Genomic DNA, 18,226 nt, shown 5'->3' on the forward strand with positions numbered 1-18,226 from the left:
AAGGATTTGCGAGGCAGTTATTACTCGTTGTTCAGTTTTCAAAGAGCAATCTTTTCTCTCTTGTCGACCGTGTATCTCGTTGGCGACCTAGATAATATATCATAGGCGCCTATGGCATTGCAAGTGTTTTTTTCATTATTTGCGAAAAACTTTTTGCATTAGCATTTCATACCTTCTTTTCACCTTTGCAGCTAGCCATAATGGCTTGTTTAAACAATATAACTTGCTACAACATATTATATAATTTCCTAACTTTCATTAATTATTCTTCTAATACAATAAAAAAAGTAAGTACAGTGTTACGGTGAGAAGACTTCGTTTAGTCTCCTTATCATTACACTGTACTTACTTAAAGTTTTGACGAATTCGCTTATCTGAGCACTTCTTTAATATGAAGATGCCTGTCTACGATTAAGTTTACAATGACACCTTCAATGGATACCCAAGGCCTAGTCGGATAATTACGATCCGAGAATACAATCTCTCCAATACGTTCATCGCTAAGCTTAACGACCGTCCCATTATGGAACTGAGTAGCCTTCTCTACAAATGTACGGACATAAGTAGGATCCAGCTTCCCGAAGGAATCGCTTTGGATTTGTTCCAATACGAGATATGGAGATGCAGCTTTCCTGTATGCCTTGTTCAAAGTCATTGCATGAAATATATCAGCAATCGCTACGATCTTGGCGTACGGGTTTATCTTCGTCGCATCAATGCCGAGCGGATAACCTGTTCCGTCAACCTTCTCATGATGCTGAAGCGCCGCCATCTTTACACCCTCATTAAGAGCAGATACATTTTTGAGCAATTGGTACCCAAGAACCGTATGACGCATCATTTCTTCTTTTTCTTCTGTTGATAATGTATTAGGCTTCGTCAAGATTGCTTTGTCAATTCGGACGTTGCCGATATCATGCAATAAACCGGCAAATGCAATTTGCATCCAATCCTTTTGAGGAAAGCCAGTCCACTGTGCAATTTGATAGGAGGTTAATGCAGACGTAATGCTGTTATGAAGCAAATAGTCTTTCTCCAAAAATTGACGCGGTACAAAGGTCAGCAAGTTGTAGCTCTTTATGTGCTCCAGCATTTTCTCAAGCTGCTTGCGTACATCCATGATCGGCATGGCTTGACCCGCTGCAACAGAGTTAAATACTTGGCGTAAAACAATAATCATTTTGTCGTACTCTTCATGAAGGGGAGATGCGACTAATGCTGAACTCGGTTCTTGGCTTGCATCCTCATCGGTATCCTCTTTTGTCTTGCTCAAATCAATATTGGATTCAATCTCGACACTTGTGATGAGAAATGCTTGCAATATTTCTATTTCTTTAGGGGTAACGATCTTTCCCTTTTGAAATAAAACACTGCCAAGTGGGGTGAGGACATCTTCAATGATTTTGTCGCCTAATTTGAGATGTAATAATGTTACTGCTGCCACGAGAGTCCTCTCCCCTTGTGCCTGAATAGTAATTATGTACTCCCATAAATAAAGCAAACCTAGGCTGACCCGTCATGCGACGGAGTCAGCTGCGTCTGCTTTCATTTATTCTTGCGTCGTTTCGCCGCCATCTTGCTCTTCATTTTCATCTATAGCTTCATTCTCTTCACTGCGAGCAACACGTGTAACAGTCGCTACCGTATCATCTTCGCGTGTATTAATCAGCCTTACGCCTTGCGTATTCCGTCCCATCGTAGATATGCCTTCCATGCTGGTACGAATCATCGTGCCAGATGAAGTCATAATCATAAGATCCTCATCATTCTCAACCACTTTGAGTGAGACGATCGGTCCATTCTTATCGGTTACGTTAAGCGTCTTAATCCCTTTACCGCCACGGTTCTGAATACGATAATCGGCCACTGGTGTCCGCTTGCCGTAACCTTTGGAGGTAACGATCAGGATATCATTATCCGGTACGATAACATCCATATCAATAACGGTATCTTCATCATCAAGCTGGATACCTTTCACGCCTGTAGCGGAACGTCCCATAGAACGGACATCCTGCTCAGAGTAACGTATGGACATGCCCTGCGCAGTTCCCATAATAATTTCCTGGTTACCGTCAGTCAGCTTAACGCCAATTAGATCATCGTCCTCACGAAGTGAGATTGCGATCAATCCGACTTTCCGAATGTTGACGTAGTCATCAAGCGGAGTCTTCTTCACAACCCCTTGCCTTGTAGCAAAGAACAAGTAATGTTCCGAATCAAATTCTTGTACAGGTATGACCGCATTGATTGTCTCACCCTGTTCAATTTGAATGAGGTTGATAATAGGCGTACCGCGTGCAGTACGGTTAAGATCAGGAATCTCATAGGCTTTCAGCTTATACACCTTACCTTTGTTCRTAAAGAACAACAGGTAGTGATGCGTATTGGATACAAATAGATGCTCAACAAAGTCATCATCCTTAGTACCCATGCCGACAACGCCTTTGCCGCCGCGCTTCTGGCTGCGGTAAGTGCCAACCGGCAAACGCTTGATATAGCCCGTGTGAGTAATGGAGATGATAACATCCTCACGAGGAATAAGATCCTCATCGAGAATTTCCTCATCACTTGCCATTATCTCCGTACGACGCTCATCACCGAAACGGTCCTTCAATTCAGCAAGCTCTGTGCTAATAATATCGAGCACAAGCTGCTCATCAGCTAGAATCGCTTTATATTCAGCAATTTTACGCATAAGTTCTGCATACTCTGCTTCTATTTTATCTCTTTCCAGACCAGTCAGGCGCTGCAAACGCATATCCAAAATCGCTTGCGCCTGCTCATGGCTGAGCGAGAATCTTGTAATTAAGCCTTCACGAGCTTGATCAGCTGTTTGGGAAGCGCGAATGAGTGCAATGACCTCATCCAAATGGTCAAGCGCTATTCGCAAGCCCTCCAAGATATGTGCGCGAGATTCAGCCTTTTTGAGATCAAACTCCGTACGACGACGAATAACCTCGATCTGATGCTGTAAATAATGATAAAGCATATCGCGTATGTTAAGCGTCTTAGGCTCACCATTTACGAGTGCCAGCATGTTAATCCCAAAATTGGATTGCAGCTGTGTATGCTTGTACAAATTATTAAGTACGATGCTCGGGTTAACATCACGACGAAGCTCAATGACTACGCGCATGCCGTTACGATCCGATTCATCTCGCAAATCAGTAATACCTTCAATTTTCTTCTCGCGAACGAGCTCGGCAATTTTCTCAACTAAACGAGCTTTAATGACTTGATAAGGCAGTTCATGCACAATGATGCGCGCTTTGCCGTTATTTTCTTCAATCGTCGCCCTTGCTCGCATTGTTACCGAACCGCGGCCTGTCAAATAAGCTTGACGAATCCCCATACGGCCCATTACAAAACCGGCTGTTGGAAAATCCGGACCTTTTATGTGTTCGATAAGTTCGAGTGGCGTAATGTCAGGATTAACAATAAGCGCCTGTACTCCATCGATAACCTCATTCAAGTTATGAGGTGGAATATTCGTAGCCATACCAACCGCTATCCCAGTAACCCCGTTTACGAGAAGGTTTGGATAACGTGCAGGCAATACAACTGGTTCCGACTCTTCACCGTCATAGTTAGGAACGAAATCAATCGTTTCCTTGTTGATATCGCGTAGCAACTCCATTGCCATCTTCGAAAGACGAGCTTCCGTATAACGCATGGCAGCTGCAGAGTCGCCATCAACTGAACCAAAGTTACCATGTCCATCTACGAGCATATAACGCATGGAGAAATCTTGTGCCATCCGCACCATCGACTCATAAACTGCGGAATCACCATGCGGGTGATACTTACCGATTACTTCTCCTACAATTCTCGCTGACTTCTTATGGGGCTTGTCCGGTGACATGCCCAGCTCAGACATCGCATACAATATGCGTCGATGCACTGGTTTAAGTCCATCCCTAACATCGGGAAGAGCGCGACTTACGATGATACTCATTGCGTAATCCATAAAGGAATCCCGCATCTCCGTACCAATATCTCGATCTCTTACAGACATACGTTGTTCTTCCGCCATGATTTACCTCCCTGACGCCATCTATAGCTACTCTTAAATCAACATAACTCTTATATTACTTTCTCAAAAAGCGAGCATATAAACCTTTTGCGCTCATGCTTTTGGAATTCCTGCGAAACTTTCGTCTTTACTTGCTAAAAATAGGTGAATTACCGCTCTCCATACATGAAAACCTGCCATAAAATAAACAGACCCAACTTTCATTATACCACTCAATCGAAAGTCTGTCTCCTGCATCATTTCAAATCGATGACCTGTAAAAGCAGCATTTTGAAAGGAGAAAAATCGTTGAGTATACAACGCGTTACGAGCAAATGGGCCAAAACAAAAGTCATGTTGAAATCTGACTATTTGCGCTCTTATATGCCCCCAACAAAACTATTCGGACGCGGCAGCCTTCAGTCAATGCTTAGTGAATATGGTATGGTCTACGTCAAGCCGATAAACGGTACGTTCGGCAATGGCGTCATCCGCGTGGAGAGAACTACTGTACCTGCTCTCGGATATCGCTATCAGCTAGGGACAAAAATCTTGTTTTTCTCAACACTCGACCAGTTATACCATAAGCTAGCTCAACAAACGAAGAAGCGAAGCTATCTTGTTCAAAAAGGTATCCATTTGCTAAAACATCAAAAGCGGCGCTTCGATATTCGCGTTATGGTTCAGAAAAACCCTCATAACGAATGGGAGGCCACTGGCATTATCGGTAGACTCGCCCATCCTGCGAAAATAGTAACCAATTATCACAGCGGCGGGACTCCGATGGCTCTTGAGCGGCTCATGGGCGATCATGCTAATGCTTCAGAACTTGCTGCCTTCAAAAACAAATTAAGAAAAGTCAGCATTACGATTGCCAACCAGTTACAAGGTGCCTACCCCAATATAAAAGAGCTAGGCGTGGACATCGCAATTGATGCAAAACTGCATCCATGGATTTTGGAAGTCAATACACTACCCGACCCATTTATCTTTCGAAAGCTGCCTGACCAAAATGTTTTTCATAAAGTATATCGTTATGCAGTCGCCTATGGCCGATTTAAAAAAAGAAGCAGTCGTCCATAATGGGCGGCTGCTTCTTTACGAGATCCTTTATTTTAAACATCTAGATTCGTTACGTATCTAGCGTATTTTTGAATAAATTCGCGGCGCGGTTCAACGTTATCGCCCATAAGCGTGTCGAACACGATATCCGCTTCAATTGCATCCTCAATCGTTACCTGGAGCATCGTACGGCTTTCAGGATCCATCGTTGTCTCCCAAAGCTGAGTAGCGTTCATCTCTCCAAGACCTTTATAGCGCTGAACGTTTACTTTTACGCCTTCTCCAAATTCAGCCAAAATCTTCTCGCGTTCCTTCTCGGTTTGCGCGTAGCGAATGACCTTATTACGCTCGATCTTGAATAGAGGAGGCTGTGCAATATAAATATAGCCAGCGTCTATAATTTCACGCATATAGCGATAGAAGAACGTTAAGATGAGCGTACGAATATGAGCGCCATCGACATCCGCATCGGTCATAATGATGATTTTGTGATAACGTGCTTTAGTTAAATCGAAATCATCGCTTATACCGGTGCCCATCGCTGTAATCATTGCCCGAATCTCAGCATTGCCAAGAATACGATCGAGACGCGCTTTTTCTACGTTCAAAATCTTACCGCGAAGCGGCAAAATGGCTTGGAAATGACGATCGCGGCCCTGCTTGGCAGATCCACCGGCAGAGTCACCTTCTACGATGTACAGTTCGCTGATCGATGCATCCTTGGATGAGCAGTCAGCAAGCTTACCAGGTAGAGAGCCAACTTCCAGAGCGCTCTTACGGCGAGTCAGCTCACGCGCTTTGCGCGCTGCTTCACGAGCACGAGCAGCAGATAGACCTTTTTCTACGATTTTACGCGAAACAGAAGGATTCTCTTCTAGAAATTCCTGCAGCTTCTCGGCAAAAAATGATTCTACAATTCCGCGGACTTCGCTGTTGCCAAGCTTAGTCTTTGTTTGTCCCTCAAATTGCGGTTCCGGGATTTTGACAGAAATAATAGCCGTCAAGCCCTCACGCACATCATCTCCGGAGAAATTCGAATCATTATCCCTGATGAGATTTGATTTGCGGGCATAATCGTTAATAATACGCGTAAGTGCGCTCTTAAAGCCCGACTCATGCGTACCGCCCTCATGTGTATTAATATTATTTGCGAAAGAGTATATATTCTCGGTGTAGCTGTCATTATACTGTAGAGCGACTTCTACTTGGATATGATCCTTCGAGCCTTCCACATAAATTGGCAGCTCATGCAAAGGTTCGCGATTGCGGTTCAAGTATTTTACAAACTCGATAATACCGCCCTCATATTTAAACGTATTGGATACGCCAGTACGCTCATCACTAAGCACAATTTCAATGCCTTTATTCAAAAACGCAAGCTCGCGAATACGCGATTGCAGCGTCTCATAGTCGTATACGGTCGTTTCCGTAAAAATTTCTGTATCAGGCTTAAATGTTACTTGAGTACCTGTTTCCGTTGTCTCGCCGACAATTTTAATATCATACTGCGGAGCACCCTTGCGGTACTCTTGCTGATAGATATTGCCTTCGCGTTTTACTTGAACAATGACAAGCTCGGACAGTGCGTTTACGACAGATACGCCGACCCCGTGCAAGCCGCCGGATACTTTATAGCCCTCTCCGCCGAACTTACCTCCCGCATGCAAAACAGTCATAACGACTTCTAGCGTCGATTTTTTCAGTTTCGCATTCTCTCCTACAGGGATACCGCGTCCATTATCGATAACCGTTACGCTGTTATTCTCATGCACGATAATTTCGATTTTTGAGCAATAACCGGCCAAAGCCTCGTCAATACTGTTATCAACAACCTCCCATACGAGATGGTGAAGACCTTTGCCACTAGTGGAGCCAATATACATCCCCGGACGTTTGCGTACCGCCTCTAAACCTTCCAAGACCTGTATCTGACTCTCGTCATACGTATGCTGTTCCAAAGACATGCAACTTCACTGCTCCTCTCAACTGCTGTTCCTGATCGCCTTCGCTCTAGCCGTTAGCCACAAACTGATGGGCTCTTTTCTTAAGCGTAGAGGATGAAATAGGCGAATAATATATTTTTTGCTTCGTTACAACGATCGATTTTGGCTCTTCCTCGCCTATCGTTTCAACGTCCTTACGCTTGCGTGCTCCCGCAACGAATTGCTTGGATAGTTTAGAGGATTGCTCGATAGAAATATCAAAGATGGCCACGAGCTCCGCAGCCCGAATTATTTTCTCGCCGCCCAAATGGATGTACATGTCCTCTTCCTCACCTCTCCTATTCGCAATTTAACGTGTCACTCGGCCGTCATGCACATGATAGATGCCGGCATCCTGAAGCCTGCTCACATTCACGCTTTCAAGGCCGGTCGTTGTAATAAAGGTTTGTACTTTGCTCTGAAATGTCTCAATAAGCTGTGTCTGACGGTTCTGATCAAGCTCTGACAGCACATCGTCAAGCAGCAAAATCGGATACTCACCGATTTCCTCGTTAATGAGTTCTATTTCTGCCAATTTTAAAGACAGGGCCGTTGTTCGCTGCTGCCCCTGTGAGCCGTAGACTTGCGCTTCTTTGCCGTTGATAAAAAACGCCAAATCATCGCGATGCGGACCCACGAGCGTAACACCTCTGCGAATCTCCTGTTCTTTCACCTGTGTTAACTTTATCATAAATTGATCAAATAAAACAGATTCATCTTGCTGGGCATCTGTATCAAAAGAAGGACGGTAGTCAATCGTGAGCTGCTCAGTCCCGTTCGTTATGCCTGCATGTATTCGTTCTGCAAACGTTTGTAATTTATGTATAAAGTGTTTCCTTTTTTTCATGATTTTAACACCATGCTCTGCGAGCTRCTGATTCCACACCTCAAGCATCGTTTGATTTGCCCCCCCAGGATAGGAGGCTTTCAAAAAATTGTTGCGCTGCTGCAGCACTTTTCCATATTGCTGGAGTGTATACAAATAGCCGGGCTGTACTTGTCCGATTTCCATATCGAGAAACCGTCTTCGCACTCCCGGCGTTCCTTTTACAATTTCAAGATCCTCTGGCGCAAACATGACGACATTTACCGAACCGATGAAATCACTGAGCTTACGCTGCTCAAGTCCGTTTATTTTCGCTTTTTTTCCTTGCGCTGAGAAAAGGAGATCCAGCTTAATCGCTCCGTACTTCTTATCGACCTCACCAGTAATGCGAGCGGAGCTTTCTTGCCAGCCAATAAGCTCCTTATCCTTAGAGGTACGATGAGACTTCGTTAAAGCAAGTACGAATATAGCCTCTAGCAAATTAGTTTTGCCTTGAGCATTTTGCCCAAGAAATATATTGACCTTATTCGGCGTTTGCAAGTCAATCTCGCTGTAGTTCCGATAATTTTGCAGCTGTATGCTCGTTAAAAACACGTTTTGACCTCCCGGTCCGTTGGTGCGTTACTCTCTACCTACCGTAAAGACGCCGCAGCCTTCAACTTCTACTTTATCGCCAGCATACAATTTTCTTCCTCTGCGGTTATCCGCTTCTCCGTTAATAACGACAGTGTTTTCTTGAAGGAAAAACTTCGCATGACCGCCGGTTTGAATGCAATCAGAAAGCTTCAAAAATTGGCCAAGCGTTATATATTCCGTCTTGATGGCGATTTCTTTCATGAAAATAGGTCAGCCCTTTCTTGCTTATATTTGAGATTTAGCCCGTTGTTCTATAAGGCAAGATGACATACATGCTATATGCATGATCCATAGGACGAATAATAATAGGGCTCATTGCGCCTGTAAAGCCAATAAACAATTGCTCGCTATCAATGACTTTAAGGACGTCTAGCATATATTTAGAGTTAAATGCGATTCGAAGAGGCTCACCATTAAATTCTTTTGCTTCAAGCTGCTCCGTTACTCGTCCAAGCTCAGTCGAGCTGGATGAAATTTCAATCGTTCCATCTTCAAGCGTCATAAGGCGTACGATATTCGTTTTTTCCTCACGAGACATGAGGTAGGCACGATCAATCGCGTCCATCACATTTTTTGTATCAAGTACAAGTTCTGTTTTGAACGTTTGCGGAATAATTTTAGAAGTATCGGGATAAGTTCCATCAAGGATACGTGTATAAAATAATACATTTCCGAGTTTAAACAACACTTGGTTGTCTGTTACAACGATATCGACAAGAGCATTTTGCTCTGGAACGAGCTTGGATAGCTCAATTAGTGTTTTCGCTGAAATGATGACATTGCTGAATTTGAGCTGTGCTTCTGTTTCAACTTGTGCCGTACGGCTTGCTAGACGGTGGCGGTCCGTTGCTACAAATTTCAATTCCCCTTCAAGCAAGTTCCAAAGTACACCTGTCAAAATAGGCGTTTGTTCACTTGCTGAGGCTGCAAGCACAGTTTGACGAATCATTGCTTTTAATAGATCGCCAGGCATTTGCAATATATCGTTTTGTTCGATGGAAGGAAGTACTGGAAATTCTTCCGGATCAAGTCCGACCATTTGTATTTCAGTAGAGCCCGAACGGATCATCGTCTGGTAAGTATTGCTCACATCGATAACGACTTGCTCGGATGGGAGTTTTTTTACAATCTCCACGAAAAACTTTGCGGGCAAAACGACGCTTCCCGGTTTATCCACATGTGCAATAACGAATTGATCTCTTTCCACAGGGATGAAGCTTTGAATAGAGATATCGGTATCGCTTGCTGTAAGTGTTACCCCAAGATGAGTAACCTCAATCTTGATACCGCCGAGAATAGGTATAGCAGGACGTGAGGAAGCAGCCTTTGCTACTTGCTGGATCGCATCGTTTAATTCATTTTTTGAGATTGTTAATTTCATGATTTCACTCCTAGCGTTCTTATAAATTCATCCAAGTATGAGCTCTCACAAACGATTTTTTTGAAAACGGCGTAAATGGGTTATGTTTTGATGATTTCGTGTTTATTTTAAACGTTATACAAACCTTATACTTGACTGCGAAGCGAGCATTTGCCTGTAAAGGCTGGCATCAGCCGTTTTGCCGTATTTGATGATGTTTTTTTAAAGATTTTTAGTAGTCGTAGTAGTAGGGGCACTGAATATGTGGATAACCCCTTGGAAGACCGATAAAGCAAGCCTATCCACATGTGCATAGCTTGTGCATAGGCTTGCCTAGTTGTTCACATATGATTTTTGATCTTTTCGGTCAGGTTTTGAATGATTTTGTACAGGTCCTGATCTATTTTAAGCTGCTGTGTAATTTTCTCATGTGCGTGGATAACGGTTGTATGGTCACGCCCGCCAAAAGCTTCGCCAATCTTCGGAAGCGAGAAATCGGTGAGCTCCCTGGATAGATACATTGCGATTTGCCTAGGATAGGCTACCGCCTTCGTTCGTTTCCGCGCTTTGAATTCCTCTAGCCGCAGCCCGTAGAACTCCCCAACCTTCGTCTGAATATCATGCATCGTAATCATTCTAGGTCTGCTGGAAGGAATGATATCCTTAAGCGCTTCTGCTGCCAAATGCGACGTAATGTCTGCATTTATCAAGGATGAATAGGCGACTACCCGAATAAGGGCACCCTCCAGTTCACGAATATTTGTATCGATTTGATTAGCGATATAGATCATCGCTTCGTTAGGAATATCTAGATTCTCAGCGCGTGCTTTCTTGCGCAGTATTGCAATCCGCGTCTCCAGATCCGGCGGCTGAATGTCGGTAATAAGTCCCCATTCAAAGCGAGAGCGAAGCCTTTCTTCCAGCGTAGGAATTTCCTTTGGAGGCCGGTCACTTGAAATGACAATTTGTTTCCGCTCCTCATGCAGCGCATTAAAGGTGTGGAAAAACTCTTCCTGCGTCTGTTCTTTTCCGGCTAGAAATTGAATATCGTCAATGAGCAGAACGTCGATATTGCGATACTTTGTACGGAAGCTTTCACCACGATTATCGCGGATAGCGTTAATGAATTCGTTGGTGAATTTCTCAGACGAGATGTAAAGAACTTTCGTATTCGGGTTGTGATCCATGATGTAGTGGCCAATGGCATGCATTAAGTGGGTTTTGCCTAGCCCAACTCCACCGTATAAAAACAATGGATTGTAAGCTTTGGCCGGCGCTTCCGCTACGGCAAGCGATGCTGCATGCGCAAAACGGTTGTTAGCACCGATAACGAATGTATCAAACGTATACTTCGGGTTAAGCATATGAGTAGGTGTCGCTTCCTCATTCATGACAGGGGAATGCACCGCTTTCGGTGGGAACATATATGCGGGCTCCGCACCCTTCGGTTCCTCAATAGAGAAGCGAACATCGACTTGTCTGCCCAAAAACTCAAACAGTGTCGTTCTTATTAGCTTCGTATAACGGCCCTCCAGCCATTCGGCCGCAAATGTTGTCGGCGCTGTTACTTCAAGCATGGAATCATCAACAAAATTAGCTTTCGTTGCTTTGAACCAAGTGTCAAAGCTCGGTTTGCTCAATTTCGTCTGTATGATCGACAACACTTGCTGCCATAAATCATAGGTATGGCTGTCCACAGACTGTCACTCCTTATCCAAATCGCCACAAGTGGCGCAGTTGCAAGAAAAAATGTCGAAAACAAGGGTATTATAACGAAAGCATCCACATTATGAAGAGAAATAAGTGAATGAGTTATAAATAGGGGATGAGTTTGTTCACAATGTTATCCACAGGCTGTTGATAAAACTGAGGCAATATTGATCTAATCCACAGTGAAAACATAATTATCATAGCAAAAGATGCCTTATATTTCAACGAAATCGCATATTTTATCCACATTCTCAACTGCTTGTGCATAAAAGTTATCTACACCACTACATATTGTTTATATCTTGTTAAGATTTCGACAAAGTTCGTTTAACCCGCCTGTGGATTGTGCACATGTTATTAGTTTTTGAAAAATGAAGTCAATTCATGCGTTTATCCACAGCTGACTTGAAATTATTTTTATCAACAAGAGGGTGCTGGAGCTGATCATTGACTTTTGGGGCTGGGCATGGTTTAATAAAAAAAGCGTTTTTTTAAATATAAGACGTTATAGGTGCATGCTTATAATGCTGCTTATATACACCGCGAAACGATGCTGCTCCGTCAAACTATGACGGCGAGAGCCGTTTACGCTTGATTGGAAACACGCAGTATAGGAGGTGCAGAACGATGAGACCTACATTTAGACCTAATGTAAGCAAACGCGCGAAAGTGCATGGATTCCGCAAACGGATGAGCACGAAGAACGGACGTAAAGTTTTGGCAGCGCGTCGTCAAAGAGGAAGAAAAGTACTGAGCGCATAAGCAGAAGACCACGTCCGGTGGTCTTTTTTTTTTGCTTGTGAGGATGAGGAGTGAGTGAGCAGCAGCTTAGGCTGCTCGCTTGCTGACTATACTTAGAAGATGAACAAGAGAACGGTGGCCAACAGTCGTGCATAGAAAATTGCGTCTTCGCAATCGTGAAGACTTCAGCCGGATTTATCGAGGCGGCAAATCGTTTGCGAATGGGCAATTCGTCGTCTATTGGTCGAAACAACCATCGGCGGAACCATTTCGCCTCGGTGTATCGGCAAGTAAAAAAATAGGCAATGCGGTAGTACGTAATCGCATGCGCAGAATGATTAAAGAAATTGTTCGTCACCAAGCCAATCGAATCGTTCCCAGAACCGACTTCATACTAATAGTAAGAAAGCCTGCTACATTGATGAAGATGAAGGATATGGAGAAGAGCGTTCTTCATGTATTGAAGAAGGCCGGTTTGCTGAAAAGCACGAGTATTTCAAAAGAGAAGCAGGCAGATTAACGATATTTTGCCGGCTTGCTTCGCATGCCTAAAAAACGCGATACAGCATGCGCCAAGAAAGCGGATGCAAGGATAGTCTCGTTGTTTCTTTGTCCCATAAATTATGGTATAGTCTAGAATGAAAATATAAGATTGTATTAGTCATACAATGCCTGTATTTTTCCACGAAACATATGCTGCGCCGCAAGAGCACGGCTATTGCCGCTGACGCTTGATGTAATGGCTTTCAGAGAGGAGTTTTAAAGTTGTTGTTTTGGACAAAAAACAAGAAAATGATTTTAGTGTTCGGTCTTGTTCTGCTTATGGGTGTGCTGGCAGGATGCGGCGCTCCATCAACAGAGACAACCGAGACTGCTGATCTATTGAAGGGGAACTTCTGGGAGAAGAACGTCGTTTATTACTTTGCCTTAACGCTTGATACGTTCGCAGGCTGGTTTGGCGACTCCTACGGACTTGCGATATTGCTCCTGACGATCATTGTAAGAACATTGATTTTGCCGTTAACGCTAAAACAGTACCGCAGCTCCAAAGCTATGCAAGCGTTGCAGCCGCAAATGGCTGAAATTAAGAAAAAGCACAAAGACAATCCGCAAAAGCAGCAAGAAGAGACAATGAAGCTTTTCCAAACGCATAAGGTAAATCCGATGGCGGGCTGTTTGCCTCTAATTGTTCAAATGCCGATTTTTATCGCTTTGTACAATTCAATCTACAAAAACCCTGATATTCGTGAGCATACATTCCTGTGGCTTCAGCTTGGAGAGAAAGATCCGTATTACATTCTTCCTATTCTCGCTGCCGCTACAACGTTCATTCAGTCAAAGATGATGCAGAAGCAGCAAACACAAACAATGCCAGGTATGGGCATGATGCTGGCGATCTTCCCTGTGCTCATTTTTGTAATGGCACTTTCTTTCCCAGCGGCTCTTCCTTTGTACTGGGTTTACAGCAACATTTACACAATCATTCAAAACTACTTCCTATACGTTCGTTCATCTGACAAAGGTAAGGAGGCCCCTGCGAAATGAAGAAAATCATTGCATCGGGGAAAACGGTAGAAGATGCTGTACGTAACGGATTATTACAATTGCAAGTAACTGAAGACCGCGTTAAACAAGTTGTGCTTGAGCAGCCAACCAAAGGTTTCTTTGGACTGTTCGGCGCAAAGGAAGCGAAAGTTGAGCTTGAGCTTATTCCCGATCCCATGCTTGAAGCGGAGAATTTCCTCCGTGAAGTGGCTGGCACGATGGGATTGCAAGTAAACATCGATCGAAAGCAAACAAGAGACGGTATACATATTGCTGTAACAGGCAGTGGAGATCTTGGCATGCTGATTGGACGTCGCGGACAAACGTTGGATGCATTACAGTACTTGGTTAATATTGTGGCTAATCGTTATTCAGACAGTCATTTGCGTATCGTACTTGATGCAGAAGATTTTCGGGAGCGCCGCCGCAAAACGTTAGCGGATTTATCCGATCGTTTGGCGGGACGAGTTATCCGCACAAGGAAAGAAGTTGTCTTGGAGCCGATGTCGCCGCATGAGCGCAAAGTTATTCATTCGCAGTTGCAGAACCACCCTAAGGTGAAAACGTTTAGTAAAGGCGATGAGCCGAACCGGCGAGTCGTTATTGCATTAAGACAATAAGCTGTACATTATAAATGTATACGAATCAATACGCTATCCACAGCAATGGCTCATAATGGTCATTGCTGTTTTTCCATTTGAGAGGTGCTGACAGCAATGGTACATGATACGATAGCTGCCATTTCCACAGCAGTCGGAGAAGGCGGAATCGCAATAATTAGAGTAAGCGGACCTGAGGCAATTGCAGGTATCGCGAGTGTTTTTCGTTCGAAAATAAATCTCAATGATGCGGATACACATACGCTGCATTATGGTCATATTCTCGATCCGAGGTCTGGAGAAGAGGTTGAAGAAGTACTTGTTACGCTGATGAGAGGTCCCCGTTCATTTACTGCGGAGGATGTTGTCGAAATTAATGCACATGGCGGCGTTATTGCTGTTAAAAAGGTGCTTGATGTCGTATTGCAGCTGGACGGCTATCGCACAGCGGAGCCAGGCGAGTTTACGAAGCGTGCCTTCCTGAATGGTCGTATCGATCTTATGCAGGCAGAGGCTGTTATCGATTTGATTCGATCCAAATCTGATCGAGCATTTTCCGTTGCCCGCAAACAAGCAGAGGGCGTTCTGTCGAAGCGGATTAAAGCTTTGCGGCAGACGGTCATTGAGCTGCTTGCCCATATAGAAGTGAACATCGATTATCCGGAGCATGACGTAGAGGAAATGACGAGCTCGTTTATTCGTGACCAATGCGATTCTGCTATTAATGAAATAGATCGTCTGTTAAAAACCGCAAACGAAGGCAAGATACTAAGAGAAGGTATTGTAACAGCAATCGTTGGGCGTCCCAATGTCGGTAAATCGTCTCTTATGAATGTACTGACGCAGGAGAATAAGGCTATCGTTACCGATATCCCAGGTACGACTCGTGATGTCATTGAACAATTTGTAGCGCTAAACGGAATTCCACTTCGACTGCTCGATACGGCTGGTATTCGTGAAACAACGGATGTTGTTGAGCGAATTGGGGTGGAGCGCTCTCGCAATGCGCTTGAAGAAGCGGATCTCATTTTGCTAGTGCTGAACTATAATGAGCCGTTGCAAGCTGATGATCGGGAACTTTTGTTGCAAATGAAGGGTCGCCCAGTCATTGCGATCATAAATAAGACTGACTTGCCGCGTCAATTAGAAATTGAGGTGGTGGAGGAGTCGATTCCGGTCGATTCCATCGTTAAAATGTCGGTTCTTGAGGAAGATGGGTTAGACCGTTTAGAGAAGACGATTAGCGAGATGTTTTTTGAAGGCCAGCTTGAATCAGGTGATCTGACATATGTGAGCAATGTTCGACATATTGCTTTATTGAAGCGGGCAAGGCGATCGCTAGTCGATGCAATAGAAGCATCTGATACAGGAATACCGATTGACCTTATTCAGATCGATGCCAGATCCGCGTGGGAGTCGCTTGGTGAAATTTTGGGTGATGAGGCTGGAGATTCATTAATCGATCAAATTTTCTCGCAGTTCTGCTTAGGGAAATAGATGGAAGTAGGCTTTTGCAGCCGATATGAATTAAACTTACAACATGTGGCTTTAATGAAGAAGTAAAGTTAGTTCGCTGCTAAAAAGTGATTTTGCTAATGAGGCAGAGTTTCCAGCTGTCTCTGTGATTTAAGATTAGCGCAGCTCTAAGTGTTAATTAAGGAAATAGAATATCGAGCTAATCGTTATTCTATTCAGCATATAGGTTTCACTGAAATGATGGGGCATAAGAAAGTTTTCTATGAAAGCCTTCGGATATGCTTACGAAGTGGTTTTCTGCGGCTTACGAAGTGGTTTTCTACGAAAACCTAAGATAATGCTTACGAAGTGGTTTTCTACGAAAACCTTTAGGAGGGTAAAGGACAATGAGATATATAGCTGGTGAATATGACGTGATCGTCATTGGAGCGGGGCATGCAGGCTGTGAAGCTGCACTTGCGGCTGCACGTATGGGCTGCGAAACGCTGCTGCTTACAATAAATCTAGACATGGTTGCTTTTATGCCATGTAATCCATCTATCGGCGGACCGGCAAAAGGCCATGTGGTGCGTGAAATTGATGCGCTCGGCGGTGAGATGGGACGTAATATCGATAAAACGTTCATTCAAATGCGGATGCTTAATACAGGTAAAGGTCCAGCGGTGCATGCACTGCGTGCGCAAGCTGACAAGTTTGATTATCAGCATTTAATGAAAAAGACAATTGAAGAAACACCTCATTTGACTCTGAGACAAGGTATGGCTGAAGAGCTTATTGTTGAGAATGGAAAATGCTTAGGAATCGTTACAAAAACAGGCGCTGAGTATCGTGCAAAGACTACGGTTGTTACAACGGGCACCTATTTGCGCGGCAAAATTATTATGGGCGAGCTGATGTATGAGAGCGGACCAAATAATCAACAGCCGTCAGTCAGACTTTCGGCAAGCTTGAAGGAGCATGGTTTGGAGCTTGTACGTTTCAAGACAGGTACGCCTCCGCGTGTTCACAAAGATACGATTGATTTTTCGAAAACAGAAATTCAACCTGGCGACGATAAACCGAAGTTTTTCTCGCATGAGACGGAATCTTCCACAAACGAGCAATTGCCTTGCTGGTTAACATATACATCTGAAGCGACGCACAAAATTATCAATGACAATCTTCATCGTGCGCCAATGTTCTCAGGTGCAATTGAGGGAACGGGCCCAAGATATTGTCCTTCTATTGAAGATAAAATCGTCCGTTTTGCTGATAAGCCAAAACACCAAATCTTCTTAGAGCCAGAAGGTAAAAATACCTCTGAGTATTATGTACAAGGTCTCTCCACAAGTATGCCGGAAGATGTACAGCTTGGTATTTTACGTTCTATACCAGGTTTGGAAAAAGTTGAGATGATGCGTAACGGATATGCGATCGAATATGATGCGGTAGTTCCTACACAGCTGTGGCCATCTTTGGAGACAAAGGTGATTGACGGTTTATTCACAGCTGGACAAATAAACGGAACTTCTGGTTATGAGGAAGCAGCGGGACAAGGCGTTATGGCTGGYATCAATGCTGCACGCAAGGTACAAGGGAAAGAACCAATTATTATTGGTCGTGCAGATGGCTATATCGGTGTAATGATCGATGATCTTGTTACGAAGGGGACGAACGATCCTTATCGTTTGCTTACTTCAAGAGCAGAATATCGTTTGCTACTTCGCCATGACAATGCAGATTATCGTCTAACGCCAACTGGCTACGAAATCGGTCTTATTTCGGAAGAACGTTACAATAAATTTTTGCGTAAAAAAGAATTGGTTGAGATTGATATTGAACGTCTACGCGGAACTAAAGTAAAACCTGATCAAGCAAATAAAATGCTGATAGCAGCGGGTACAGCTCCAATGGAGCATGGCACTGATGCGTTATCGTTGCTTCGCCGACCGGAAGTTACTTATGCGATGCTAGAAACGGTTGTCCCTTCCGTTCCAGAAATGACAGAGGAAATGAAGGAACAGGTTGAAATTCAAATTAAATATGCAGGTTATATTGAGAAACAGCTTGTACAAGTAGCACGTTTGAACAAAATGGAGAAAAAACGTATTCCTGATGACATTGATTATAGTGATGTTCGCAGCTTAGCATCTGAAGCGAAGCAAAAGCTTTCTGTTATCAGACCGCTATCTATTGGTCAAGCGTCAAGGATTGCCGGTGTTACACCAGCTGATATTTCCATACTGCTTGTTTACTTGGAACATTACAACCGTGTTACTGCAGCGAGAGGATCATAAT

Annotated in this window: 15 protein-coding genes; 7 read left to right on the forward strand and 8 right to left on the reverse strand. The window is 43.9% G+C overall.

Translation table 11 applies throughout. The annotated features are described in order from the left end of the window. Nucleotides 1-370 precede the first annotated feature (370 nt). Both AB4Z50_RS08770 and gyrA read right to left on the reverse strand, forming a co-directional pair. Nucleotides 371-1,444 carry an HD-GYP domain-containing protein gene (locus AB4Z50_RS08770; RefSeq protein WP_441878042.1) on the reverse strand — a complete coding sequence of 358 codons (1,074 nt, stop codon included), beginning with the start codon at nt 1,442-1,444 and terminating at the stop codon, nt 371-373. Nucleotides 1,445-1,549: 105 nt separating this feature from the next. Then, nucleotides 1,550-4,033 carry a DNA gyrase subunit A gene (gyrA, locus tag AB4Z50_RS08775; protein WP_441878044.1) on the reverse strand — a complete coding sequence of 828 codons (2,484 nt, stop codon included), beginning with the start codon at nt 4,031-4,033 and terminating at the stop codon, nt 1,550-1,552. A gap of 288 nt (nt 4,034-4,321) precedes the next feature. Here gyrA and AB4Z50_RS08780 point away from each other — a divergent pair, with 288 nt between their 5' ends. Beyond that, complete coding sequence (locus AB4Z50_RS08780; protein ID WP_441878046.1) at nt 4,322-5,095, forward strand: YheC/YheD family protein; 774 nt, start codon at nt 4,322-4,324, stop codon at nt 5,093-5,095. A 32-nt stretch (nt 5,096-5,127) separates the two neighbouring features. On the opposite strand, the gene gyrB is transcribed toward AB4Z50_RS08780, so the two are convergent. The 6 genes from gyrB to dnaA form a co-directional block, all read right to left on the reverse strand. Further along, complete coding sequence (gyrB, locus tag AB4Z50_RS08785; RefSeq protein WP_076266599.1) at nt 5,128-7,038, reverse strand: DNA topoisomerase (ATP-hydrolyzing) subunit B; 1,911 nt, start codon at nt 7,036-7,038, stop codon at nt 5,128-5,130. 46 nt (nt 7,039-7,084) lie between these two features. After that, nucleotides 7,085-7,336 carry an extracellular matrix regulator RemB gene (remB, locus tag AB4Z50_RS08790; protein ID WP_054025778.1) on the reverse strand — a complete coding sequence of 84 codons (252 nt, stop codon included), beginning with the start codon at nt 7,334-7,336 and terminating at the stop codon, nt 7,085-7,087. A 30-nt stretch (nt 7,337-7,366) separates the two neighbouring features. Further along, nucleotides 7,367-8,476, reverse strand: coding sequence for a DNA replication/repair protein RecF (gene recF, locus AB4Z50_RS08795; RefSeq protein ID WP_441878049.1), 1,110 nt, complete (start codon nt 8,474-8,476; stop codon nt 7,367-7,369). A gap of 27 nt (nt 8,477-8,503) precedes the next feature. Beyond that, nucleotides 8,504-8,719, reverse strand: coding sequence for a S4 domain-containing protein YaaA (yaaA, locus tag AB4Z50_RS08800; protein ID WP_339205835.1), 216 nt, complete (start codon nt 8,717-8,719; stop codon nt 8,504-8,506). 37 nt (nt 8,720-8,756) lie between these two features. Then, entirely contained in the window at nt 8,757-9,899 is a 1,143-nt protein-coding gene (dnaN, locus tag AB4Z50_RS08805) for a DNA polymerase III subunit beta (RefSeq protein WP_441878051.1), read from the reverse strand. A gap of 320 nt (nt 9,900-10,219) precedes the next feature. Next, nucleotides 10,220-11,575, reverse strand: coding sequence for a chromosomal replication initiator protein DnaA (gene dnaA, locus AB4Z50_RS08810; protein WP_076266595.1), 1,356 nt, complete (start codon nt 11,573-11,575; stop codon nt 10,220-10,222). A 640-nt stretch (nt 11,576-12,215) separates the two neighbouring features. Here dnaA and rpmH point away from each other — a divergent pair. The 6 genes from rpmH (at nt 12,216) to mnmG (ending at nt 18,225) form a co-directional block, all read left to right on the forward strand. Further along, nucleotides 12,216-12,350 (forward strand): 50S ribosomal protein L34, encoded by a 135-nt coding sequence (gene rpmH / locus AB4Z50_RS08815; RefSeq protein ID WP_054025773.1) that lies wholly within the window; start codon nt 12,216-12,218, stop codon nt 12,348-12,350. Nucleotides 12,351-12,477: 127 nt separating this feature from the next. Then, nucleotides 12,478-12,849 carry a ribonuclease P protein component gene (gene rnpA / locus AB4Z50_RS08820; RefSeq protein WP_076266594.1) on the forward strand — a complete coding sequence of 124 codons (372 nt, stop codon included), beginning with the start codon at nt 12,478-12,480 and terminating at the stop codon, nt 12,847-12,849. A gap of 272 nt (nt 12,850-13,121) precedes the next feature. After that, nucleotides 13,122-13,874, forward strand: coding sequence for a YidC/Oxa1 family membrane protein insertase (locus AB4Z50_RS08825; RefSeq protein ID WP_441878478.1), 753 nt, complete (start codon nt 13,122-13,124; stop codon nt 13,872-13,874). Beyond that, entirely contained in the window at nt 13,871-14,494 is a 624-nt protein-coding gene (gene jag, locus AB4Z50_RS08830; protein WP_076266593.1) for an RNA-binding cell elongation regulator Jag/EloR, read from the forward strand. The genes AB4Z50_RS08825 and jag overlap by 4 nt, the downstream gene beginning before the upstream one ends. 96 nt (nt 14,495-14,590) lie before the next feature. Further along, on the forward strand, nt 14,591-15,970 hold the full coding sequence (gene mnmE / locus AB4Z50_RS08835; protein WP_441878055.1) for a tRNA uridine-5-carboxymethylaminomethyl(34) synthesis GTPase MnmE: 1,380 nt from the start codon (nt 14,591-14,593) through the stop codon (nt 15,968-15,970). A 365-nt stretch (nt 15,971-16,335) separates the two neighbouring features. Beyond that, nucleotides 16,336-18,225, forward strand: a complete 1,890-nt coding sequence (gene mnmG, locus AB4Z50_RS08840) for a tRNA uridine-5-carboxymethylaminomethyl(34) synthesis enzyme MnmG (RefSeq protein ID WP_441878057.1) — start codon at nt 16,336-16,338, stop codon at nt 18,223-18,225. The last annotated feature ends 1 nt before the right edge of the window (nt 18,226 follow it).

Origin of the sequence: Paenibacillus sp. 2TAB26 (assembly GCF_052115145.1) — a bacterium.
Classification (GTDB): domain Bacteria; phylum Bacillota; class Bacilli; order Paenibacillales; family Paenibacillaceae; genus Pristimantibacillus.

Excerpts from the sequence above, each read along its gene's own strand:
- gyrB (WP_076266599.1), bottom strand. The coding sequence starts at position 7,038 with ATGTCTTTGGAACAGCATACGTATGACGAGAGTCAGATACAGGTCTTG.
- remB (WP_054025778.1), bottom strand. The coding sequence starts at position 7,336 with ATGTACATCCATTTGGGCGGCGAGAAAATAATTCGGGCTGCGGAGCTC.
- yaaA (WP_339205835.1), bottom strand. The coding sequence starts at position 8,719 with ATGAAAGAAATCGCCATCAAGACGGAATATATAACGCTTGGCCAATTT.
- dnaN (WP_441878051.1), bottom strand. The coding sequence starts at position 9,899 with ATGAAATTAACAATCTCAAAAAATGAATTAAACGATGCGATCCAGCAA.
- rpmH (WP_054025773.1), top strand. The coding sequence starts at position 12,216 with ATGAGACCTACATTTAGACCTAATGTAAGCAAACGCGCGAAAGTGCAT.
- AB4Z50_RS08825 (WP_441878478.1), top strand. The coding sequence starts at position 13,122 with ATGATTTTAGTGTTCGGTCTTGTTCTGCTTATGGGTGTGCTGGCAGGA.
- jag (WP_076266593.1), top strand. The coding sequence starts at position 13,871 with ATGAAGAAAATCATTGCATCGGGGAAAACGGTAGAAGATGCTGTACGT.
- mnmE (WP_441878055.1), top strand. The coding sequence starts at position 14,591 with ATGGTACATGATACGATAGCTGCCATTTCCACAGCAGTCGGAGAAGGC.